Source organism: Streptomyces sp. NPDC013317, from assembly GCF_055563155.1.
This window is the reverse complement of sequence record NZ_JBVHDX010000013.1, coordinates 13,211-29,947: the sequence shown is the minus strand read 5'-3', so window position 1 is coordinate 29,947 and position 16,737 is coordinate 13,211. Positions and strand designations below refer to the sequence as shown.

Sequence of the window (16,737 nt, the reverse complement as noted above, 5' to 3'; positions counted from 1 at the left end):
CGATGGAGCTTCAAGGATCATGAGCGAGATGAATTCGGCTGCCGAGACGGCGGCCCCGCATCGTTACACGGCGGCCATGGCCGCCGACATCGAGGCACGCTGGCAGGACTTCTGGGACGCCGAGGGAACCTACGAGGCTCCCAACCCGACCGGTGACCTGGCGGGTGACGCGGCGATCGCGGCCCGCCCCAAGAAGTTCATCATGGACATGTTCCCCTACCCCTCGGGTGCGGGCCTGCACGTCGGTCACCCGCTGGGCTACATCGCCACCGACGTCTTCGCCCGCCATCAGCGCATGACCGGGCACAACGTGCTGCACACCCTGGGCTTCGACGCCTTCGGCCTGCCGGCCGAGCAGTACGCCGTGCAGACGGGCACGCACCCGCGCGTGTCCACCGAGGCCAACATGGAGAACATGAAGGTCCAGCTGCGCCGGCTGGGCCTGGGCCACGACAAGCGCCGGTCGTTCGCGACGATCGACCCGGAGTACTACAAGTGGACGCAGTGGATCTTCCTGCAGATCTTCAACTCCTGGTACGACGACGAGGCGAAGAGGGCCCGTCCGATCGCCGAGCTGGTCGAGCAGTTCGAGAACGGCACCCGTGAGATCCCCGGCGCCTCCACGCGCGCGTGGAGCGAGCTGAGCGCCGCCGAGCGCGCCGACGCCCTGAGCGAGTACCGCCTGGCCTACGCCTCCGACGCGCCGGTCAACTGGTGCCCCGGCCTGGGCACCGTCCTGGCCAACGAGGAGGTCACCGCCGACGGCCGTTCCGAGCGCGGCAACTTCCCCGTCTTCAAGGCCAAGCTGCGCCAGTGGAACATGCGCATCACCGCGTACGCGGACCGCCTGCTGGACGACCTGGACGCGCTGGACTGGCCCGAGGCCATCAAGCTGCAGCAGCGCAACTGGATCGGCCGCTCCGAGGGCGCCCGCGTCGACTTCCAGGTCGGCGAGACCGGCGCGATCACCGTCTTCACCACCCGCCAGGACACCCTGTTCGGCGCCACCTACATGGTCCTGGCCCCGGAGCACGACCTGGTCGAGAAGATCGTCCCGGACGCGTGGCCGGCCGGTACCCACGACGTGTGGACGGGCGGGCACGCCACACCGGCCGACGCCGTCGCCGCCTACCGCAAGCAGGCCGCCTCCAAGTCCGACGTCGAGCGCCAGGCCGAGGCCAAGGACAAGACCGGAGTCTTCACCGGGGCGTACGCGACCAACCCGGTCAGCGGCGAGCAGGTCCCGGTCTTCATCGCCGACTACGTCCTGATGGGCTACGGCACCGGCGCCATCATGGCCGTCCCGGCGCACGACACCCGCGACTTCGCCTTCGCGCGCGCCTTCGAGCTGCCGATGCGCTGCGTCGTCGAGCCGAGCGACGACCGTGGCACCGACCCGTCCACCTGGGACGACGCCTTCGCCTCGTACGAGGCGAAGCTGGTCAACTCCGCGAACGACGCGATCTCCCTGGACGGCCTGGGCGTCGTCGAGGCCAAGGCCAGGATCACCGCCTGGCTGGCCGACCGCGGCATCGGCGAGGGCACCGTCAACTTCCGGCTGCGCGACTGGCTGTTCAGCCGCCAGCGGTACTGGGGCGAGCCCTTCCCGATCGTCTACGACGAGGACGGCATCGCGCACTCGCTGCCCGAGTCGATGCTGCCGCTGGAGCTGCCCGAGGTCGACGACTACTCGCCGCGGACCTTCGACCCGGACGACGCCGACACCCAGCCCGAGACGCCCCTGTCCCGCAACGAGGACTGGGTCAACGTCACGCTGGACCTGGGCGACGGACCGAAGAAGTACCGCCGCGAGACCAACACCATGCCCAACTGGGCCGGTTCCTGCTGGTACGAGCTGCGCTACCTGGACCCGAACAACTCCGAGAAGCTGGTCGACCCGGCGGTCGAGCAGTACTGGATGGGCCCCCGTGAAGGCATGCCCACCGGTGGCGTCGACCTGTACGTCGGCGGCGCCGAGCACGCCGTACTGCACCTGCTGTACGCGCGGTTCTGGTCCAAGGTGCTGTTCGACCTGGGTCACGTCTCCTCGGCCGAGCCGTTCCACAAGCTGTACAACCAGGGCATGATCCAGGCCTTCGTCTACCGCGACGCGCGCGGTATCGCGGTGCCGGCGGCCGAGGTGGAGGAGCGCGACGGCGCCTTCTGGTACGAGGGCGAGAAGGTCAGCCGGGTCCTGGGCAAGATGGGCAAGTCCCTGAAGAACGCCGTCACGCCGGACGAGATCTGCGCCGAGTTCGGCGCCGACACCCTGCGTCTGTACGAGATGGCGATGGGTCCGCTGGACGTCTCCCGCCCGTGGGACACGCGCGCGGTGGTCGGCCAGTACCGGCTGCTGCAGCGGCTGTGGCGCAACATCGTCGACGAGTCGACCGGCGAGGCGACGGTCGTCGACACCGAGGACGCGGGCGTCGACGCGGACACGCTGCGCGCCCTGCACAAGGCGATCGACGGCGTCTCGCAGGACATGGCGGCCATGCGCTTCAACACCGCCATCGCCAAGGTCACCGAGCTGAACAACCACCTGACCAAGGTGGGCGGCCCGGTCGCCCGCTCGGTCGCCGAGCGGCTGGTCCTGCTGGTCGCCCCGCTGGCGCCGCACATCGCCGAGGAGCTGTGGCGCAAGCTGGGCCACACCGACTCGGTCGTCCACCAGGACTTCCCGGTCGCCGACCCGGCGTACGTCGTGGACGAGACCGTGACCTGCGTCGTTCAGATCAAGGGCAAGGTCAAGGCCCGGCTGGAGGTCTCCCCGGCGATCACGGACGCGGAGCTGGAGGCGCTGGCGCTGGGTGACGCGAACGTGGTCGCGGCGCTGGGCGGAGCCGAGATCCGCAAGGTGATCGTGCGCGCGCCGAAGCTGGTCAACATCGTCGCCTGACAGCCGCACGGCACGGCATGGGGGCTTTCCCCTACGGGCAGGTTGGGGGTTCCCGGGGAACCACCGGCCTGCCCGTTCCGTTTACCGTGGAAGAACGACAGCCGAGGGAACTCGACCCACGCCGGAGGGGCGCACATGGAAGCCGCGATTGTGATCATGGCGCTGCTCTTCTTCGCCTTCGTGGCGCTGGGGGTCTACGCGACCGTGAAGGCGGTCAAGGCCGCCAAGCGCGGCGTCGACCGCACGATCCACCAGGCCCGGCGCACCGTCGAGGACACCACCCTGCGCGCCAAGAGCTTCGGGCAGGCCGGCGTCGGCGGGGAACTGGCCCAGCTGCGTCTCTCCCTGCGCACCTCGATGCGCGCGACACAGGACGCCCTGCAGGCCGGGGTGGCCGAGGACGCCTCGCTGAAGGAGTCGCTCGACCTCTTCCAGCGCCTCAGCGCCCACGGCCGTGAGCTGGACGAGGACCTCAAGCGCCTGGAGCGCGAGCCCGACCGGGCGAGGGTCGCCGCACAGCTCAAGGACCTGCGGGAGCGCACGGAACGGATCACGCACTCGGCCGACTCGCTGCGCTGGGCGGCCAGGGACCGGGCGCTGCGGTTCGCCGAGGACGACCTGAGCTCCCTCAGCGCCCAGATCGACCTGGAGGCGGGCGCGCTGCGCCACTGGTCGGGGGCGACCGCCCAGGACCCGGCCTCGGACGACTTCTCCTGGCCCGACGCGGGTTCCGCCGCGCCGGGCGCCGAGCGTGGACAGGTGTGGCCCGGCGAGGCCGACGGCCGGGCCGCCGCGTCCGCGTCCGCCGAGGCGGACGGAGCGAACGCGGGGCAACGCCCGGACACGGCGGCCCCCGGGCAGCAGCCGCCGCAGGCGATCACGGCCCCTGACCCGCGCCGGGCCGCCTATCCGTGGGAGAAGACGGCGCGCCCCGAGACCACGAACTGACCTCCGGCCGACGCCGAGGAACGCGCCGGCGTCGCGGAACACGGGGCCGGGCTGCCGTGGGGCCGCCCCGGCGGGTAACCTCCCGCTCATGTCCCGGCATGTCGCGATCGTCACCGATTCCACGGCCTACCTGCCACCCCAGACGATGGAGCGGCACGGCATCACAGCGGTCCCGCTCACCGTCGTCATCGGCGACAGAGCGCTGGAGGAGGGGACCGAGATCTCGGCCCGCTCGCTGGCCCAGGCGCTCCAGAAGCGGCGGCCGGTGACCACCTCGCGGCCGGGCCCCGAGGTCTTCGCGGCGACCTACCGCGCGGCGGCCGAGGCCGGGGCGCGGGGGATCGTCTCGCTGCACCTCTCCGGTGAGTTCTCGGGTACGTACGACGCCGCCGTCGTCGCCGCCATGGACGCGCCCGTACCGGTCAGGGTGGTCGACACGCGCATGGTGGGGATGGCGCTCGGCTTCTGCGCGCTTGCGGCGGCCGAGGTCGTGGACGCCGACGGTTCGATCGACGAGGCGGTCGCCGCCGCCGAGAAGCGTGCCGCCGGTACGTCCGCGTTCTTCTACGTCGACACGCTGGACTATCTCCGCCGCGGAGGCCGGATCGGAGCCGCGCAGGCCCTGCTCGGCTCCGCGCTCGCGGTGAAGCCTCTGCTCCAGCTCGACGGAGGCCGGATCGAGCTGCGCGAGAAGGTGCGGACGGCGTCGAAGGCGATCGCCCGGCTCGAGGAGATCGCGGTGGAACGGGCGGGCACCGGTGCCGTCGACATCGCCGTGCACCATCTCTCCGCCCCCGAGCGGGCCGCCGTGCTGGCCGACCGTCTGCGGGAACGGGTGCCGGGGATGGAGGAGTTGCACGTCAGCGAGGTGGGAGCGGTGATCGGGGCGCACACGGGTCCCGGGCTCCTGGCCGTCGTCGTCTCGCCCCGCTGACGTTTCCCGTCCCTCGTGTGAGTGACGGTTTTTTCCACAACTGGGCGCCTGTCCACGGAAATCGAGGCGTCTCAGCGGATTCGGACGGATGTGCCTACCGTCCTGTCCATGACCCTTCGCACACATCTAGCATCCCGTCCGCCGACGCGTGACTCCGCGCGTCGCATCACTCGTCCTGCCGCGTCCAGCGGTCCCGGCCGCGCGCCCGGATCGGACGGGCGCATCCGTGTCCGCGGGCGCGGTTCGCCCCCGACGAGGCCCCTCACCGACCGAGGCCGGGCCCGGCGGAGAAGCGCCGTCGCGGTGGACGGCGCCGCCGTACGGCGCCGGGGCGAGGCGCTGTTCCTCGACCCGGCCGGGCCCACCGCTTCGCCGCAGCCGTCGCCATCGCCCCCGCCCCCGCCGGGATGGGGCGCGCGGGAGGTCGTCGAGGCGCCACCGGGCCACCCGGACGAGAGGGTGGCCGCCGGGCGGTGGGAGCGGCTGCGGCTCGCGCTGAGCGAGCGGTTACCGGTCTGGGTCCAGTCCCGGTGCGGCCTGGAACCGAGGACGCTCGCCGCGCTCGCCGTGGTGCTCGTCGTCGCCGCCGGGTTCGCCGGTCGGTACTTCTGGGCCGGGCGGCCGGAGGCCGTCAGGGCTCCGGAGATCGTGCGGGCCGCTCCGATGCCGGAGGCCGGGGCGTCCCCCGCGGCCCCGGCGGCGCCGACGAGCGCGGCACCGCCCGCGGGCGTCGTGGTCGACGTGAGCGGCAAGGTGCGACGGCCCGGGGTGCTGACCCTGCCGGCCGGGTCGCGGGTCGCCGACGCGCTGCGAGCGGCCGGCGGAGTCCGTCCGGGGACGGATCTCACCCACCTCAACCGCGCCCGGATCCTCATGGACGGAGAGCAGGTCGCCGTCGGAGTGCCGGCGGCCGCGGTCGTGGGTGGCGGTGGCGGCGGTGGTGCGGGCGTGGGTACGGGGTCGGGCGCCGCTGCGGGTACGCGGGCGGCGCCGCTGAGCCTGAACGCGGCGACGGTCGAGCAGCTCGACACCCTGCCCGGGGTCGGGCCGGTACTGGCCCGGCACATCGTCGACCACCGCACGGAGCACGGCGGGTTCCGGTCGGTCGCCGAGCTGCGCGAGGTCAACGGCATCGGGGAGCGCCGGTTCGCGGACCTGTCACCCCTGGTCCGGCCATGAGCGCGCCCAAGCCGCCCAGCGCGCCGGCCGTGCGCGGTGCGCCCGTCGACCCCGGTGTGCTCGAGGCGGCTGAGGCGGACGAGGTGGACGAGAGGACTGAGGCGACCGGGCGTGGGCGAGGGCCTGAGGAGGGGCCGGTCGACCTCCGGCTCGTGCCACCGGCGCTGGCGGCGTGGGGAGCGGCGGCGTGGGCGGTGGGGGCCGCCGGGTGGTGGGTGGTCGCGGCGGTACTGGTCTGTCTGGCGGGGGCCGCTGCCCTTCTGGTGGCTCTCCGGGTGCGGCCCGGCTGGGCGCTGCGGGCCACCGCGGGCGGTGCCGTGCTGCTCTGCGCCGCCGCTGGTGCCGCTTCGGCCGGGTTTCACGCGGCGGACCTGCGCCGTGGGCCGGTGCCTGGCCTCGCGGAGGAGTACGCCCGGGCGAGGGCGGAGGTGACGGTCACCTCCGACCCACGGCTCACCCGGGCCCGGATCCGGGGCGACAGGGCGACGCCGGTCTCCGTCGTGCTGGACGCGGAGGTGATCCGGATCGAGGGGAGGGGCGGAGCCGCGCACCGGACCAGGACTCCGGTCCTGGTGGTCGTGCCGGCCGGCGAGGCCCAGCGGGAGTGGCTGCGGCTGCTGCCCTCGACCCGGCTGCGGATCGCCGCACGGCTCGCGCCCCCGATGCACCCGGACGACCGGTTCGCGGCGGTGTTCCGGGTGCACGGGGCCGGACCACCCCGGATCACGGGGCCGCCGAACGCCGCGCAGCGCACGGCGGGGAAGCTGCGGGCGGGGCTGCGTCGCGCGACGGAGGACCTTCCTCCGGACGCCCGGGCGCTGTTGCCCGGCCTGGTCGTCGGCGACACCTCGCGGATCGAACCGGAGCTGAGCGACGCCTTCGAGGCCACGGATCTCACCCATCTTCTGGCCGTCTCCGGCGACAACTTTCGCTGGAGAGATGTGTCGGGGTCCGGCAAGATCGCAGGTGAGGCCGCAGCGAGTCAGTCGTCGGCCAGTTCACCGATGACGTGGAGGGACTGGTCGAGCGCGCTGCGCAGGTTCTCAATCGTCAGGACGAGGTCGACGGGGGTGAGTGCGATCAGGTTAAGCGTGCGCGCCTTGTCGAGCTCGCGGCGGGCGATGTCGATGCGGGCTCGCTGTTCTTCGGTGAGCCGGTGTGGGGGTGCGGACTCGGCCACGGGTGGTTCCTTTCGGGCGCCGCTACCGGCGGGAGGGGTGATTCGGTAGCGAAGCATGTGCATGGTGCACGTTCAATGGCTTTCGGGGCTTGTAATTCGAACGTGTGAATGAACGTGATTTAGCTGTGAAGGGTTGGGGGCGGCCTGGCGGCTTTCAGCGTCGGAAAGCGTGGCGGCGGCTCGTGAGCTTCCTGCCCCTAGAGCTCATGATCACACAATGTAGAGTTAACTCTACGGCTTTCTGATCATGGTCCAGTGAGCGTGGAGCACGTGCCACGCTCCGCCCCGCCCCCCGAGTGGGTCATCACCCGCCGGCGCCAGATCGGCGACCAGATCCGAGCCGCGCGCATCCACGCGAACCTGACGCAGGAGACGGTGGCGCACTCCATTCCGATGGACCGTGCCGGTTACAACCGCATCGAGCAGGGCCACGCCGCAGCGACCCTCGACAGCCTGCTCCTCATCGCCGACGCGATCGGCGTTCCCCTCGCCCAGCTCATGAAGTAGCCCCGGCCGGGGGACGGGCCGACCGGGGCTGTCGTGCCCTGCTCGTGGACGGCCGGCGCATCGCCCACGAGCAGGAGTCCAGGGGTGCTACCGGCGCCGGGCCATGTCCTGATACTGGGCGACCGCCACGACGGGATCGCCCGGCGGGGCCGCCAGCTCGGCGCGGTGGTCGGCGCACGCGTACACGTCCCTGCCATCCTCCACCGCGACAACGACGGTCGGGACCGTCGAGCGACGGCACTTCTTGCAGCTGCGGTTACGTGTCACGACGGCGCTCCTTCGTCTGGTGGCATGGGCAGTCACAGCGGATGGTGAGGGCGACGTCCCTGAAGGAGGTGATGACGGGCCCGGGCCGACACAGGTCGCAGGCCTGAAGCTGGCACTCCGGGGTCTTCCGACGCCTGGCTGGTCGCGCGGTCACTGGGCGCCCGGCCGGTGGCAGGGGCAGGCGCACGCCGGCCACCGCATGATGTCCTGGACCGGCCGCTCGGGGTCGCCCTTCTGCACCGTCACGGGCCTGCCGACCGGCTGAGTCTCGCCGGTGCCCGGGGTCACCCGGTACACCTTCATGGTCATCACGGGACACACCCCCGGCTCGTCGCTGATCAGGAACTACGTCCATCGTGACGAGCCGGAAGGGCGAGAACTCTCTCAGTTCAGAGAGAGTTCCGGGCTGCTACATGCCGATCCAGTTGGCCATGCTGCCGAGCGTCTCCGGGGTCCGGCGGGAGAGGTGGACCAGGCCGCGGATCGTCTCGCGGGCGCCCGGGTGGTACCGGGTCTGCTCGGGCGCCGCGCGGCGGGCCGCGACGAGCGACTTCAGGGCGGCGTCCGCCTTGCCGAGCTCCATCTCGGAGCGGGCCCGGTCGATGAGGAAGTGTGCCCGGCGCGAGGTGGCCATGGCCGCCGGGGGCTTGATCTGCTTCGCCTGCTTCAGCGCCTCGTCGTAGCGCCGCATCTCCACGGCGGCGCTCATCCTGTGCATGGCGACGTTCGTCGGGCCGAAGCTCAGCCAGTGCACATCCGACGCGTCCCCCACCCGGTTCGCGTAGCTGGTCGCCTCGGCGATGTGGGTGTCGACCGCGGCCTTGTCGTCCGCGCGGGCGGCGATGACCGACGCGCCGAGGTGCAGTTGCCCGGCGACCGCCAGTGACTCGCGGGACTCCTCGGTCTGGCGGAGCATGCCGTGGCCGGAGCCGATGAGCCGGCGGCCGATGGAGTACTCGCCCTCGCGGAAGTACACCAGGGCACGCATGTACTGGCGGACGGCGGCGAGGCAGGGGTCGGAGGCGCGCTGGGCTGCCCAGTCCATGCGGTCGAGGGCGACGGCGGATAGGTCGTAGTAGCCGAGCTTGACGGAGATGTCGTGGGCGGTGCGGTATGTCGACGCGAGTGCCTGCCACAGGGCGGTGGCTGGGTTCTGCCACGCGAGCGTGGTGAGCTCCGTGATGACGTCGGGGAGCGCGGACGCGGCAGCGTGCAAGTGGGTGGCGCGGACCTGCCCGCACAGCACGGTGGCAGCCGCGATGAGATCGCCCGCGGACCGGGTGGTGACGGCCGGGTCAGGGCCGAGGTCGTACAGGTCGAGGGCCTCGCGGATGGGGCGGACGAGGTCGGCCAGGTGGTCTTGGTGGAGCTGGGTCATGTAGGGCTGTCCCGTCAGGACGGTGACGTCGATCCGGAGCACGCGCGCAACAGCGGCAGTGAAGTCGGCGGACGCCGGGCGGGCGCCGCACTCCACCTGCGTCAGCCAGCTGTACGAGTACGGCAGCCGATCCGCTAACTCGCGCTGGCTCAGCCGAGCGAGGCGCCGCTGCTCCTTGATACGCGTTCCGGTGTGGTCGTCGTCGGTGGAGGGCATACTGGTCTCCGTTCCTGACTCGTCATCCGGAACGGTACCCGCGTACAGGCGCGGGTGTGCCTCTTCCGCCCCCGACTCCACCCGGAGCGGGGGCGGTTGCATGTGATCGGATAGGCGCATGAGCACTCGGACCCTGTATCTGTTCAGCAGCGCCGCGCCGCCGGTGTTCGACATCGCCCGCGTCGTCGAGGACGCCCAGGCCGACGGCTGGGACGTCTGCCTCGGCCTTACCCCGACCGCGGCCCGCTGGCTCGACACGTCCCTCGACGGCCTCGCCGCGCTCACCGGACACCCCGTGCGCTGGGACTACAAGCTGCCGGGCGAGCCCGACGTGTGGCCGAAGGCGGACGCGATCCTCGTCGCGCCGGCCACCTTCAACACGGTCAACCAGTGGGCGCTCGGGCTCACGGACAAGTTCGTCGTCGGCGTCGTTGCGGAGGGAATCGGGAAGGGCATCCCGATGGCGGTCATGCCGTGCGTGAACGCGGCCTACGTGCAGCATCCGCAGTTCGAGCGGTCGATCGAGACGCTGCGGGGCGCCGGCGTGACGGTGCTGTACGGCGAGGGAGGATTCGAGCCGAACCAGCCGGGGCAGGGCAACCCGGCGGCCTACCCGTGGCGCGCGGCCCTGGACGCGGTACGAGTTCTACCGGTGGCGGACTGAGGAGACACCACGAAGCCGCCCCCTCGGCCCGAAGGCGAGGGGGCGCCGTCGTGCTACTTCCCGACTCCCCACGGGGCAGAGAAGCCTCGCCCTTCAAGATCCGCCCGGTACAGCTTTCCCGCAGCATCGGCCTCCGCGAGGGCCGCCGCGAACACTTCCAGGGCATCGCTCTGGGCCGCCGTGTCGCAAGCCTCTTGCGCACGTACGTGCCGCCGGACTACCGCAGCCGACTCCTGATGCGCCTCGGACATGTGTCCTCCCTTCACCCCCGCCACCCTGGCGGGGCGGCGGACTGTACATCCGCAAGGCAGATTCCGCGCGCACGACAAATCCGCCCCCTCCCGCGCACGTAGCGCAAGAGGGGGCGTTGCCGTTCACGGGTACTGCCGTCGGGTTGGATCGAGCGCAGCCTCGGCAGCGCGCTTCACAGGGTCAGGGGCGGGCGCCGAGTCCCGGCGGCAGACCAGCGCGTCCGGGTCGTCCTTCGGCGGCTGGAGCGAGTATCCGTCCGGGCAGGTCTGTCCGTTGGTGCCGTCGGCTCCGTCCCGGCCGTCGGTCCCATCCCGCCCCGCCGGGCCCTGCTCGCCCTGCGGCCCAGCCGGGCCAGCTGGACCAGTCGGCCCCGGGGGGCCAGACGGCCCCACCACGCCCACACCGTCCGTGCCCGCCGCGCCGGCGCTCCCCGACGGCCCGACCGCGCCGGGGCTGCCCGTCGGGCCCGCAGGCCCCGTCGGGCCGGGTTCTCCGGGCGGGCCGGTCGGTCCGGGCGGGCCCTCGATGCTCTGCCCCGGCTGCCCGCGAGACCCCGGCGGGCCCGCGACCGGCTCGCCGCCCAGGCGTTCGACCTGAGCGGCAAGCTGATCGCGGGCGTTGTTCGCTGTCCGAAGGTCATGAGAGAGGGCAACTACCTGCACGGCCAGCCACCCCAGGAGCAGGACCACGAAGACCAGCGTGAGGGCCACAAGCCACTCGGCCCGGGGCAGTCTGAGCGGTGCGCGCTTCTTCCGCGTGCCCGTCACTTCGACACCACCGCCCAGATCGCGACCGCCACAGACAGGAGAGCCAGGAGGACCGGCACAACGAGCTGGTACAGCCGTGCTTGCCGCTCTCGCTCCCGCCGGTCCCGTTCAGAGAGCTGGTACTGCTCGAACTCGTTCTCCAGCCGCTCGCGGGCGTCCCGCTCTTTCTGAAGGTCCTGCGAGAGGGCAGTGATCCGCTGGTCGGTGTATGCCGACTGGAGCGAGTAGACCTCGGTGGAGACCACCCGGTCCAGTCGGGAGTTCAGGCCTTGGCCTAGGGCGTGGATCTCGGTGCGCAAGGCCTCTACGGTGCGCCCGAGTTCGCCGACGCTCAGCTCGTCGGGCACGTGCTACTCCGATCAGGCGGCGGGCGACTTGACGGGGCTTCCCTGCTCGATCGGGAGCGCAGACACCGGGGCGGTCACCTCACGGCGGATCGCCAGGGCTACCGCGGCCTCGACGATCAGCATCCACAGGGCCTGCTGCTCGGCCGACATGTTCAGACCGAAGGCCAGGAACAGCGCGAGGACGCCCTGCGCGAGGTTCACGATGGCGGCCGCCGCGGCGCCGGTGCGGAGCACGATGGCGTTGACGGCCGCGACGACCAGAGACAGGACGGCCATGATGGCGCCCTGCTGCTCCGCCGACACGTCCAGGCCGTACGCCGAGCCGAGCTTCAGGGCGATGGCCACGAAGGCCAGGATGTAGACGGGCTCGCGTCCGAAGATGCGCATGCGGTTCTCCTTCAGGGGGTGATGGTGAAGCCGCGCTTCGCGGCCAGCTTCTTCAGGGACTCGGCCCCGGGGATGCCGTCGGCGTCCTTGCCCGAGTAGCCGTAGCGGCGCTGGAGAGCGGCGTACGCCTGCCGCGTGGCCGTGCCGAAGTGACCGTCGGCGAGCGACGGCGCGAGGAGCCCCTCACGGACAAGGGCCTGCTCGACGACCTTCACGCCGTAGTACGAGATCGGCGTACCGCGCTTCGGCGGGTCGGACTTGGCCGCCGCCACGAGCTTCGACAGGTCCACGACCGGCTTCGACGGAGCGGGCTTCGTGGGCGTCTTCGGCGGCTCGGGCTCGTCCACGGCCAGGCGGTCCGCGATCCGGTCCCGCATCGAGTCCATCGTGAAGCCGCGCGGGTCGACCTTGTCGTCCGACCACTCCAGGTGCCCAATCACCGACTTCGGCCCCCACCGGTGCAGTCGACAGACCGCCGCAGCGGCCTTCTCGATCGCCTCCAGCTGCACCGCCGGCCACGGGTCCTTGCCGTCGCCGAGGTTCTCGCATTCGAAGCCGTAGAAGTGCCGGTTGCCGTCGATGCCGTCCGCGTTGCCCTGATTGGGCTTCGGCGGGCGTACGTCGTAGTCCTCGTCAATGACGGCCTGGAGAGTGTCTGGGTCGCCTCCGCCGGCGTGGTTCGTGCGGCCGTAGCCGACGAGGTGCACGACGCCATCCTTTGCGATGACGCCGTGGCACAGCGGGCCCGGCAGGGAGGTGTAGCCCTCGCGGCAGATCCGGACCGTGTTGGCCGTGCCCTTGGTGACGGTGTGGTGAATGAGGACGCCATGAACGGGGCCCCACGGGCCCTTGTGGTTGCGGTTGTGCTCCCACCAGCGGCCGACCTCGACGACGGTCAGGCCCTCGTCGCGGAGAGCTGCCACGAAGGCGGCTGCGGTTGGCGGTGTGGCCATGAGGGGCCTCCAGACATGAGGAAAGCCCCGGCCAACAGGCGCGGGGCGTACGAGGGGCTGGGCAGGATCAGGGGGTGAGGGGGTCGTCAATGTAGAGGCCGTCGAGCATGATGCCGTTCGTGCCCGCACCGGCCGCCGTGGGGACACCGACCCGGAGCTGCCCGGACGTCTGGAGGGTGCAGCGGACCCCGTAGAACGATGTCGACGCGCCGGTGAGCTGGAAGCCGTGTTCGTACACCGGCCTGTAGGCGGCGTTGAAGGTAAAGCACAACGTGTCCGTGTTCGCGGTCAGCGTGGTGACGGTGATGCGGCCGGCGTACTGCCACACCTCCACGCCCATGACCTTGATCTTTCTCATGCGGGGTTCGTTCGCCCCGGCCGAAAAGTTGGCGGCGAAGGACCCGATGGAGCTCCACGAGGTCCACTCCATGAGCTCCTCGACGAGGCGCGTCTTGAGCTTCAGGGCGGTGAGGGTCTCGCCTGCCGCAAAGGGGGTGTAGACCATGGCGCTCCTTACAGGGCGACGACGACGGGGTTGGCCAGACGAACGGGCGTCCCGGCCGCGTGAGCCTTCGTGATGCCGTTCACAGAGCGGGTCACCGTCATCAGCTGCGGGGTGCTGGCGAGGTTGTCCATGGAGACCGTGATCGGCAGCGGGTTCGACAGGGCGGCGCCGGTTTGCGTGCGGAACCCGACGGCTCCGGCGGCGGTGAACGAGGAGTCCGTGGTGGACACCTGTGGCGTCGGCGGCTCCGAGCCTCCCACCGTCGGCCAGACGCTCGCCGACAGGCTGGTGCCGACCAGCGTGAAGCGCAGCGTGTACACGGTGGCCGCAACGTACGTGAACCCGGTCGCCACCGTCGCGAGCTGTGTCTCTACGCCCGCCACGATCTTGCGGATGGTGAGCGTCATCGCGCCGCCGGCGGCGATCGCGACCCGGGCGTTGTAGTAGTTGCTGGCGTCCACGCGGCGTGCCATCAGCTGGATCAGGACGTTGTCGCCGGTGGGCACGACGGACAGGGCAATCCCCGCCCGAACGTCGATGTCCGCCGCGACAGTGGAGATCGTCGACGACCGGCCGGCAGCCAAGGTGGTGATGGAGTGCTGGCCGACGGACCCGTTCACGCTGAAATTGGCCGCCGTCCCACCGGAGTTGGCCCAGGCCTGTCCGGAGTCGGCGGTGCCCCATCCACTGGCCACGCTCCGCGTGAAACTGTCCTGCGCGACGCCCGTGACGGCGGTGACAGTGGCCTCCTCCCCGCCGACCTGAATGTCGACCGGCATCTCGGCCGGGTCCTGAATCCACGCGATGCCGTCGGTGGCCACAACCGGGAGAACGGTGGCCGTGCTCGTGACAGCGTTGACGAGCTCCGAGCCCTCGGTGTCCGCGCGGCCGAGGACCAGGTTGTCGAGGACCGCCACCACCCACGGGCCCGCGGGGGAGCAGGTGAAGCGGACGTCCCAGCGGTGGGTCTGCATGTCGTCGTCGATGCGCTGGACGATCAGGTCGACCGGGCCCGGGGGCATCGAACTGGGAGTGTTCTCAATACGGATGCGGTCACCCACCTGCAACGCGGTGACTGCCGGGATGAGGTCCGGCCGGTGGTGCAGCATGACCCGCACCACCGGGTAGCGGGCCTCGTCCCACGTGGCCAGGTGCAGCCTCCACGAGGCGTGCTGCAGCGGCTGGTCGTCGTTGTAGAGGTTGAGCGTGGTCGCCTCGTCGTAGAGCCCAGCCTCGTCCACGGAGAGCGGACCCTCGGCAAGCACTGCGCGCGCGGAAGACCCGCCCTCCCTGGAGACGGTGACGTCGTTACGGAGCCGGGTGTCGTCCTCGGTCGGCGCGAACGGGGGCGCCACGTCGCCGTCCGCGTAGTCGAGAACGAGCGCGGGCGGCTGGTTCTCCAGGCTCTTGCGGTCCCGGTAGATCAGCGCCACACGGTAGGGGTCCTCGTAGAGGATGCCGCCGTCGACGTCGGCCGCCTCCTGGTAGAGGTCGAGGAGCTTTTTGGGCCGCTGCGGGCCTACCTGCTCCGAGGAGCGGCTCGTGTCCCCCTCGTAGATCGAGAGCGCGACTGTGGCGGCCTCTTCCTCGGCCAGCCGCTCCATCCGCTGCACTGCGGTTTCGCCGGTGTGGCCGGTGTCCGCCCCGGCGTACGGTGCTCCGGCGTCTTCGCCGTCCACGTGCGGGATGACGCTCACGTGGCCGACCCGCAGGTCAGACAGGGTCCCGAAGGCCGTGTCGACCTGAGAGACCGAACCGATGTCAGCGAACGTCGTGGCGCTGAAAGCCCCGGATACGCCGCCCACGTTGTACCAAGTAGCCGTCCAGCGGACGACGCCGAACGACTCCTGAAACGCCCTCAGCTGCAAGCGATTCCAGCCCTGGAAGACGTCGGCACCGATGCCGATCACCTGGTTGACCCCAGCGATGTTCTCGAAGTCCAGGCCCTGAACCGTGGCCACGCCGGACCGCATGTAGACCCGCCAGCGCTTCAGCGTGCCGGTCGTGCGGAAATGGAGCATCTGCTGATCAGACCCCGGGGCCGCCGACACGTTGTAGATCAGCTCAACCGACCAGCCCGAGCCGATGGCCCCAGGAGCGACCGACGGCGCCGGCACTGCGCCCGTCATCACCCCGGCCGCGGCCACGGCCGGCAGGGGCCCGGAGCCCGCGAGGCTGTCGTCTTGGGCGAACGTGAAGCCGGTGACCCGCATCGGGGACACGCCGTCGATCGGGGAGTAGGCCTGCGTGGCTCCGTCGGCCTCCTCCAGCGGCCAGTACGCCAGCGGGTCGTAGGACGGGATTCGGCGCCGGAGCGTCGACTGCAACTCCTTCTTGCCCTGCCCGAGGCGCCCGAGGACGCCCGCGGCCTGGATCGGGGCGCGGACGTCGTGGCCGCTGGTGTGCCAGTGGGACGGCCAGTGCGGTACGGCGAGCGCGAGCCGTGTCCGGCGGTCGGTGATCGTGGCCCCGTTCGTGACGGTCCAGGACCGTCCGGCAGAGTCGGTGAACGCGGTCGTGCCTGCGGCCAGCTGGTCGAAGCGTGTTGCAGCGACGAGGGAGCCGCCGATGCCGTTGCGGACCTCAACGGCGTGGATCCGCCGGCCCACGTTCTGAAAAAGAACCGTGGTGATATCGCCGACCTCCAGCGGTCCGCTGGAGTTGAAGATCGATGTCGTGCCGCCTGTGGTCACGATCTGGTCGAACTGCTCCCACGTGCCGTCGATGGTGTCGGCGAGGTACATGGTGACGGTGTAGCCGCCGAGCCCGTTGTCGACGTCAAGAGTGACGCGGATTGCCCCGCGCTTCCCGGGACCATACGGCAGCTGAAGGGCGGACTGCCGTTCAAGGGCCGGGGACCCGGTGGGTGTCCACGCAAACGCGCCCCTGCCCTCGTTCGTGATGAGGAGACGCCAGGATCGCTGATTGCCTGTGGTCAGGTACTTGCCCACTACGTCGTAGGTGCGCGAGCCCCGCCACTCGTCCGGCGACAGGTCGACACGGACGTCGATGTCCCCGGTGATGTCGAGCGATGCATGGTCCGGGGTGGTCGCCCGGCCCGCGACGCCCTCGGGGACATCGAGGACCGTCTCGCCCGCGACCGTGCTGATGCGGGCTGGCGTGTTACGGGGCAGCAACCCGTAGTACGGCGAGTTCGGGTTGCGGTTCGAGAACAGGCCGTCGGGGGACAGCAGCGTGAGGCTGCCGGCCCCCGGGTCGACGACGCGGCCCTCGTCCGACCGTCCGCGTGAGAGCTGGATGCCGTCGCTCTGGACCACGTAGTCCGTGACGTCGGTCCAGGTTCCGCCGATCTGGAGCTCTACGCGGGCGTCGGGGACGGGCATGGTGCCTCCT

General features: G+C 71.1%; 15 protein-coding genes and 1 pseudogene. 7 read left to right on the top strand and 9 right to left on the bottom strand.

Features of this window, described 5'->3' with window-relative positions; translation table 11 throughout:
* Positions 1-19 precede the first annotated feature (19 nt).
* The 5 genes and pseudogenes from leuS to ACZ3IJ_RS28525 all read left to right on the top strand — a co-directional run.
* Positions 20-2,899, top strand: a complete 2,880-nt coding sequence (gene leuS, locus ACZ3IJ_RS28545) for a leucine--tRNA ligase (protein WP_467472732.1) — start codon at positions 20-22, stop codon at positions 2,897-2,899.
* Positions 2,900-3,034: 135 nt separating this feature from the next.
* Positions 3,035-3,847 (top strand): hypothetical protein, encoded by an 813-nt coding sequence (locus tag ACZ3IJ_RS28540; protein ID WP_467472730.1) that lies wholly within the window; start codon positions 3,035-3,037, stop codon positions 3,845-3,847.
* Positions 3,848-3,935: 88 nt separating this feature from the next.
* On the top strand, positions 3,936-4,781 hold the full coding sequence (locus ACZ3IJ_RS28535; RefSeq protein WP_467472728.1) for a DegV family protein: 846 nt from the start codon (positions 3,936-3,938) through the stop codon (positions 4,779-4,781).
* Between the two features lie 303 nt (positions 4,782-5,084).
* Positions 5,085-5,960, top strand: a complete 876-nt coding sequence (locus ACZ3IJ_RS28530) for a ComEA family DNA-binding protein (protein ID WP_467472726.1) — start codon at positions 5,085-5,087, stop codon at positions 5,958-5,960.
* Positions 5,957-6,886: pseudogene (locus ACZ3IJ_RS28525) on the top strand (ComEC/Rec2 family competence protein); the annotation flags it as partial. The gene ACZ3IJ_RS28530 and the pseudogene ACZ3IJ_RS28525, both read left to right, overlap by 4 nt.
* A 56-nt stretch (positions 6,887-6,942) precedes the next feature.
* Here ACZ3IJ_RS28525 and ACZ3IJ_RS28520 read toward each other — a convergent pair.
* Complete coding sequence (locus tag ACZ3IJ_RS28520) at positions 6,943-7,140, bottom strand: hypothetical protein (protein ID WP_467472953.1); 198 nt, start codon at positions 7,138-7,140, stop codon at positions 6,943-6,945.
* Between the two features lie 255 nt (positions 7,141-7,395).
* On the opposite strand from ACZ3IJ_RS28520, the gene ACZ3IJ_RS28515 reads away from it, so the two are divergent.
* The gene (locus tag ACZ3IJ_RS28515; RefSeq protein WP_467472724.1) at positions 7,396-7,647 is read left to right on the top strand and encodes a helix-turn-helix domain-containing protein; all 252 of its coding nucleotides are present in this window, start codon (positions 7,396-7,398) and stop codon (positions 7,645-7,647) included.
* Positions 7,648-7,734: 87 nt separating this feature from the next.
* Here the strand turns inward: ACZ3IJ_RS28515 and ACZ3IJ_RS28510 are convergent, their stop codons facing one another.
* From ACZ3IJ_RS28510 to ACZ3IJ_RS28500, 3 genes are all read right to left on the bottom strand, one after another.
* Entirely contained in the window at positions 7,735-7,914 is a 180-nt protein-coding gene (locus ACZ3IJ_RS28510) for a hypothetical protein (RefSeq protein WP_467472721.1), read from the bottom strand.
* A gap of 150 nt (positions 7,915-8,064) precedes the next feature.
* Positions 8,065-8,223, bottom strand: coding sequence for a hypothetical protein (locus ACZ3IJ_RS28505; RefSeq protein WP_467472718.1), 159 nt, complete (start codon positions 8,221-8,223; stop codon positions 8,065-8,067).
* A 100-nt stretch (positions 8,224-8,323) separates the two neighbouring features.
* Positions 8,324-9,508 carry a helix-turn-helix domain-containing protein gene (locus tag ACZ3IJ_RS28500; protein WP_467472714.1) on the bottom strand — a complete coding sequence of 395 codons (1,185 nt, stop codon included), beginning with the start codon at positions 9,506-9,508 and terminating at the stop codon, positions 8,324-8,326.
* Positions 9,509-9,626: 118 nt separating this feature from the next.
* On the opposite strand from ACZ3IJ_RS28500, the gene ACZ3IJ_RS28495 reads away from it, so the two are divergent.
* Positions 9,627-10,172 carry a flavoprotein gene (locus ACZ3IJ_RS28495; RefSeq protein ID WP_467472713.1) on the top strand — a complete coding sequence of 182 codons (546 nt, stop codon included), beginning with the start codon at positions 9,627-9,629 and terminating at the stop codon, positions 10,170-10,172.
* Between the two features lie 1,015 nt (positions 10,173-11,187).
* Here ACZ3IJ_RS28495 and ACZ3IJ_RS28490 read toward each other — a convergent pair.
* The 5 genes from ACZ3IJ_RS28490 to ACZ3IJ_RS28470 all read right to left on the bottom strand — a co-directional run bounded on the left by ACZ3IJ_RS28490 (position 11,188) and on the right by ACZ3IJ_RS28470 (position 16,727).
* Positions 11,188-11,538: a hypothetical protein gene (locus ACZ3IJ_RS28490; RefSeq protein WP_467472711.1), complete on the bottom strand. Its 351-nt coding sequence runs from the start codon at positions 11,536-11,538 to the stop codon at positions 11,188-11,190.
* A 12-nt stretch (positions 11,539-11,550) separates the two neighbouring features.
* Entirely contained in the window at positions 11,551-11,925 is a 375-nt protein-coding gene (locus ACZ3IJ_RS28485) for a hypothetical protein (RefSeq protein WP_467472709.1), read from the bottom strand.
* Positions 11,926-11,936: 11 nt separating this feature from the next.
* Positions 11,937-12,878 carry an N-acetylmuramoyl-L-alanine amidase gene (locus ACZ3IJ_RS28480; protein WP_467472707.1) on the bottom strand — a complete coding sequence of 314 codons (942 nt, stop codon included), beginning with the start codon at positions 12,876-12,878 and terminating at the stop codon, positions 11,937-11,939.
* Positions 12,879-12,945: 67 nt separating this feature from the next.
* Positions 12,946-13,383 carry a hypothetical protein gene (locus tag ACZ3IJ_RS28475; protein WP_467472705.1) on the bottom strand — a complete coding sequence of 146 codons (438 nt, stop codon included), beginning with the start codon at positions 13,381-13,383 and terminating at the stop codon, positions 12,946-12,948.
* An 8-nt stretch (positions 13,384-13,391) separates the two neighbouring features.
* Complete coding sequence (locus tag ACZ3IJ_RS28470) at positions 13,392-16,727, bottom strand: hypothetical protein (RefSeq protein ID WP_467472703.1); 3,336 nt, start codon at positions 16,725-16,727, stop codon at positions 13,392-13,394.
* Positions 16,728-16,737 lie beyond the last annotated feature (10 nt).

Bases quoted from the DNA above. Each gene is read 5' to 3' on its own strand.
- ACZ3IJ_RS28470 (WP_467472703.1), bottom strand. From the start codon at position 16,727: ATGCCCGTCCCCGACGCCCGCGTAGAGCTCCAGATCGGCGGAACCTGG.
- ACZ3IJ_RS28485 (WP_467472709.1), bottom strand. From the start codon at position 11,925: ATGCGCATCTTCGGACGCGAGCCCGTCTACATCCTGGCCTTCGTGGCC.
- ACZ3IJ_RS28535 (WP_467472728.1), top strand. From the start codon at position 3,936: ATGTCCCGGCATGTCGCGATCGTCACCGATTCCACGGCCTACCTGCCA.
- ACZ3IJ_RS28500 (WP_467472714.1), bottom strand. From the start codon at position 9,508: ATGCCCTCCACCGACGACGACCACACCGGAACGCGTATCAAGGAGCAG.
- ACZ3IJ_RS28495 (WP_467472713.1), top strand. From the start codon at position 9,627: ATGAGCACTCGGACCCTGTATCTGTTCAGCAGCGCCGCGCCGCCGGTG.
- ACZ3IJ_RS28475 (WP_467472705.1), bottom strand. From the start codon at position 13,383: ATGGTCTACACCCCCTTTGCGGCAGGCGAGACCCTCACCGCCCTGAAG.
- ACZ3IJ_RS28540 (WP_467472730.1), top strand. From the start codon at position 3,035: ATGGAAGCCGCGATTGTGATCATGGCGCTGCTCTTCTTCGCCTTCGTG.
- ACZ3IJ_RS28480 (WP_467472707.1), bottom strand. From the start codon at position 12,878: ATGGCCACACCGCCAACCGCAGCCGCCTTCGTGGCAGCTCTCCGCGAC.
- ACZ3IJ_RS28505 (WP_467472718.1), bottom strand. From the start codon at position 8,223: ATGACCATGAAGGTGTACCGGGTGACCCCGGGCACCGGCGAGACTCAG.
- leuS (WP_467472732.1), top strand. From the start codon at position 20: ATGAGCGAGATGAATTCGGCTGCCGAGACGGCGGCCCCGCATCGTTAC.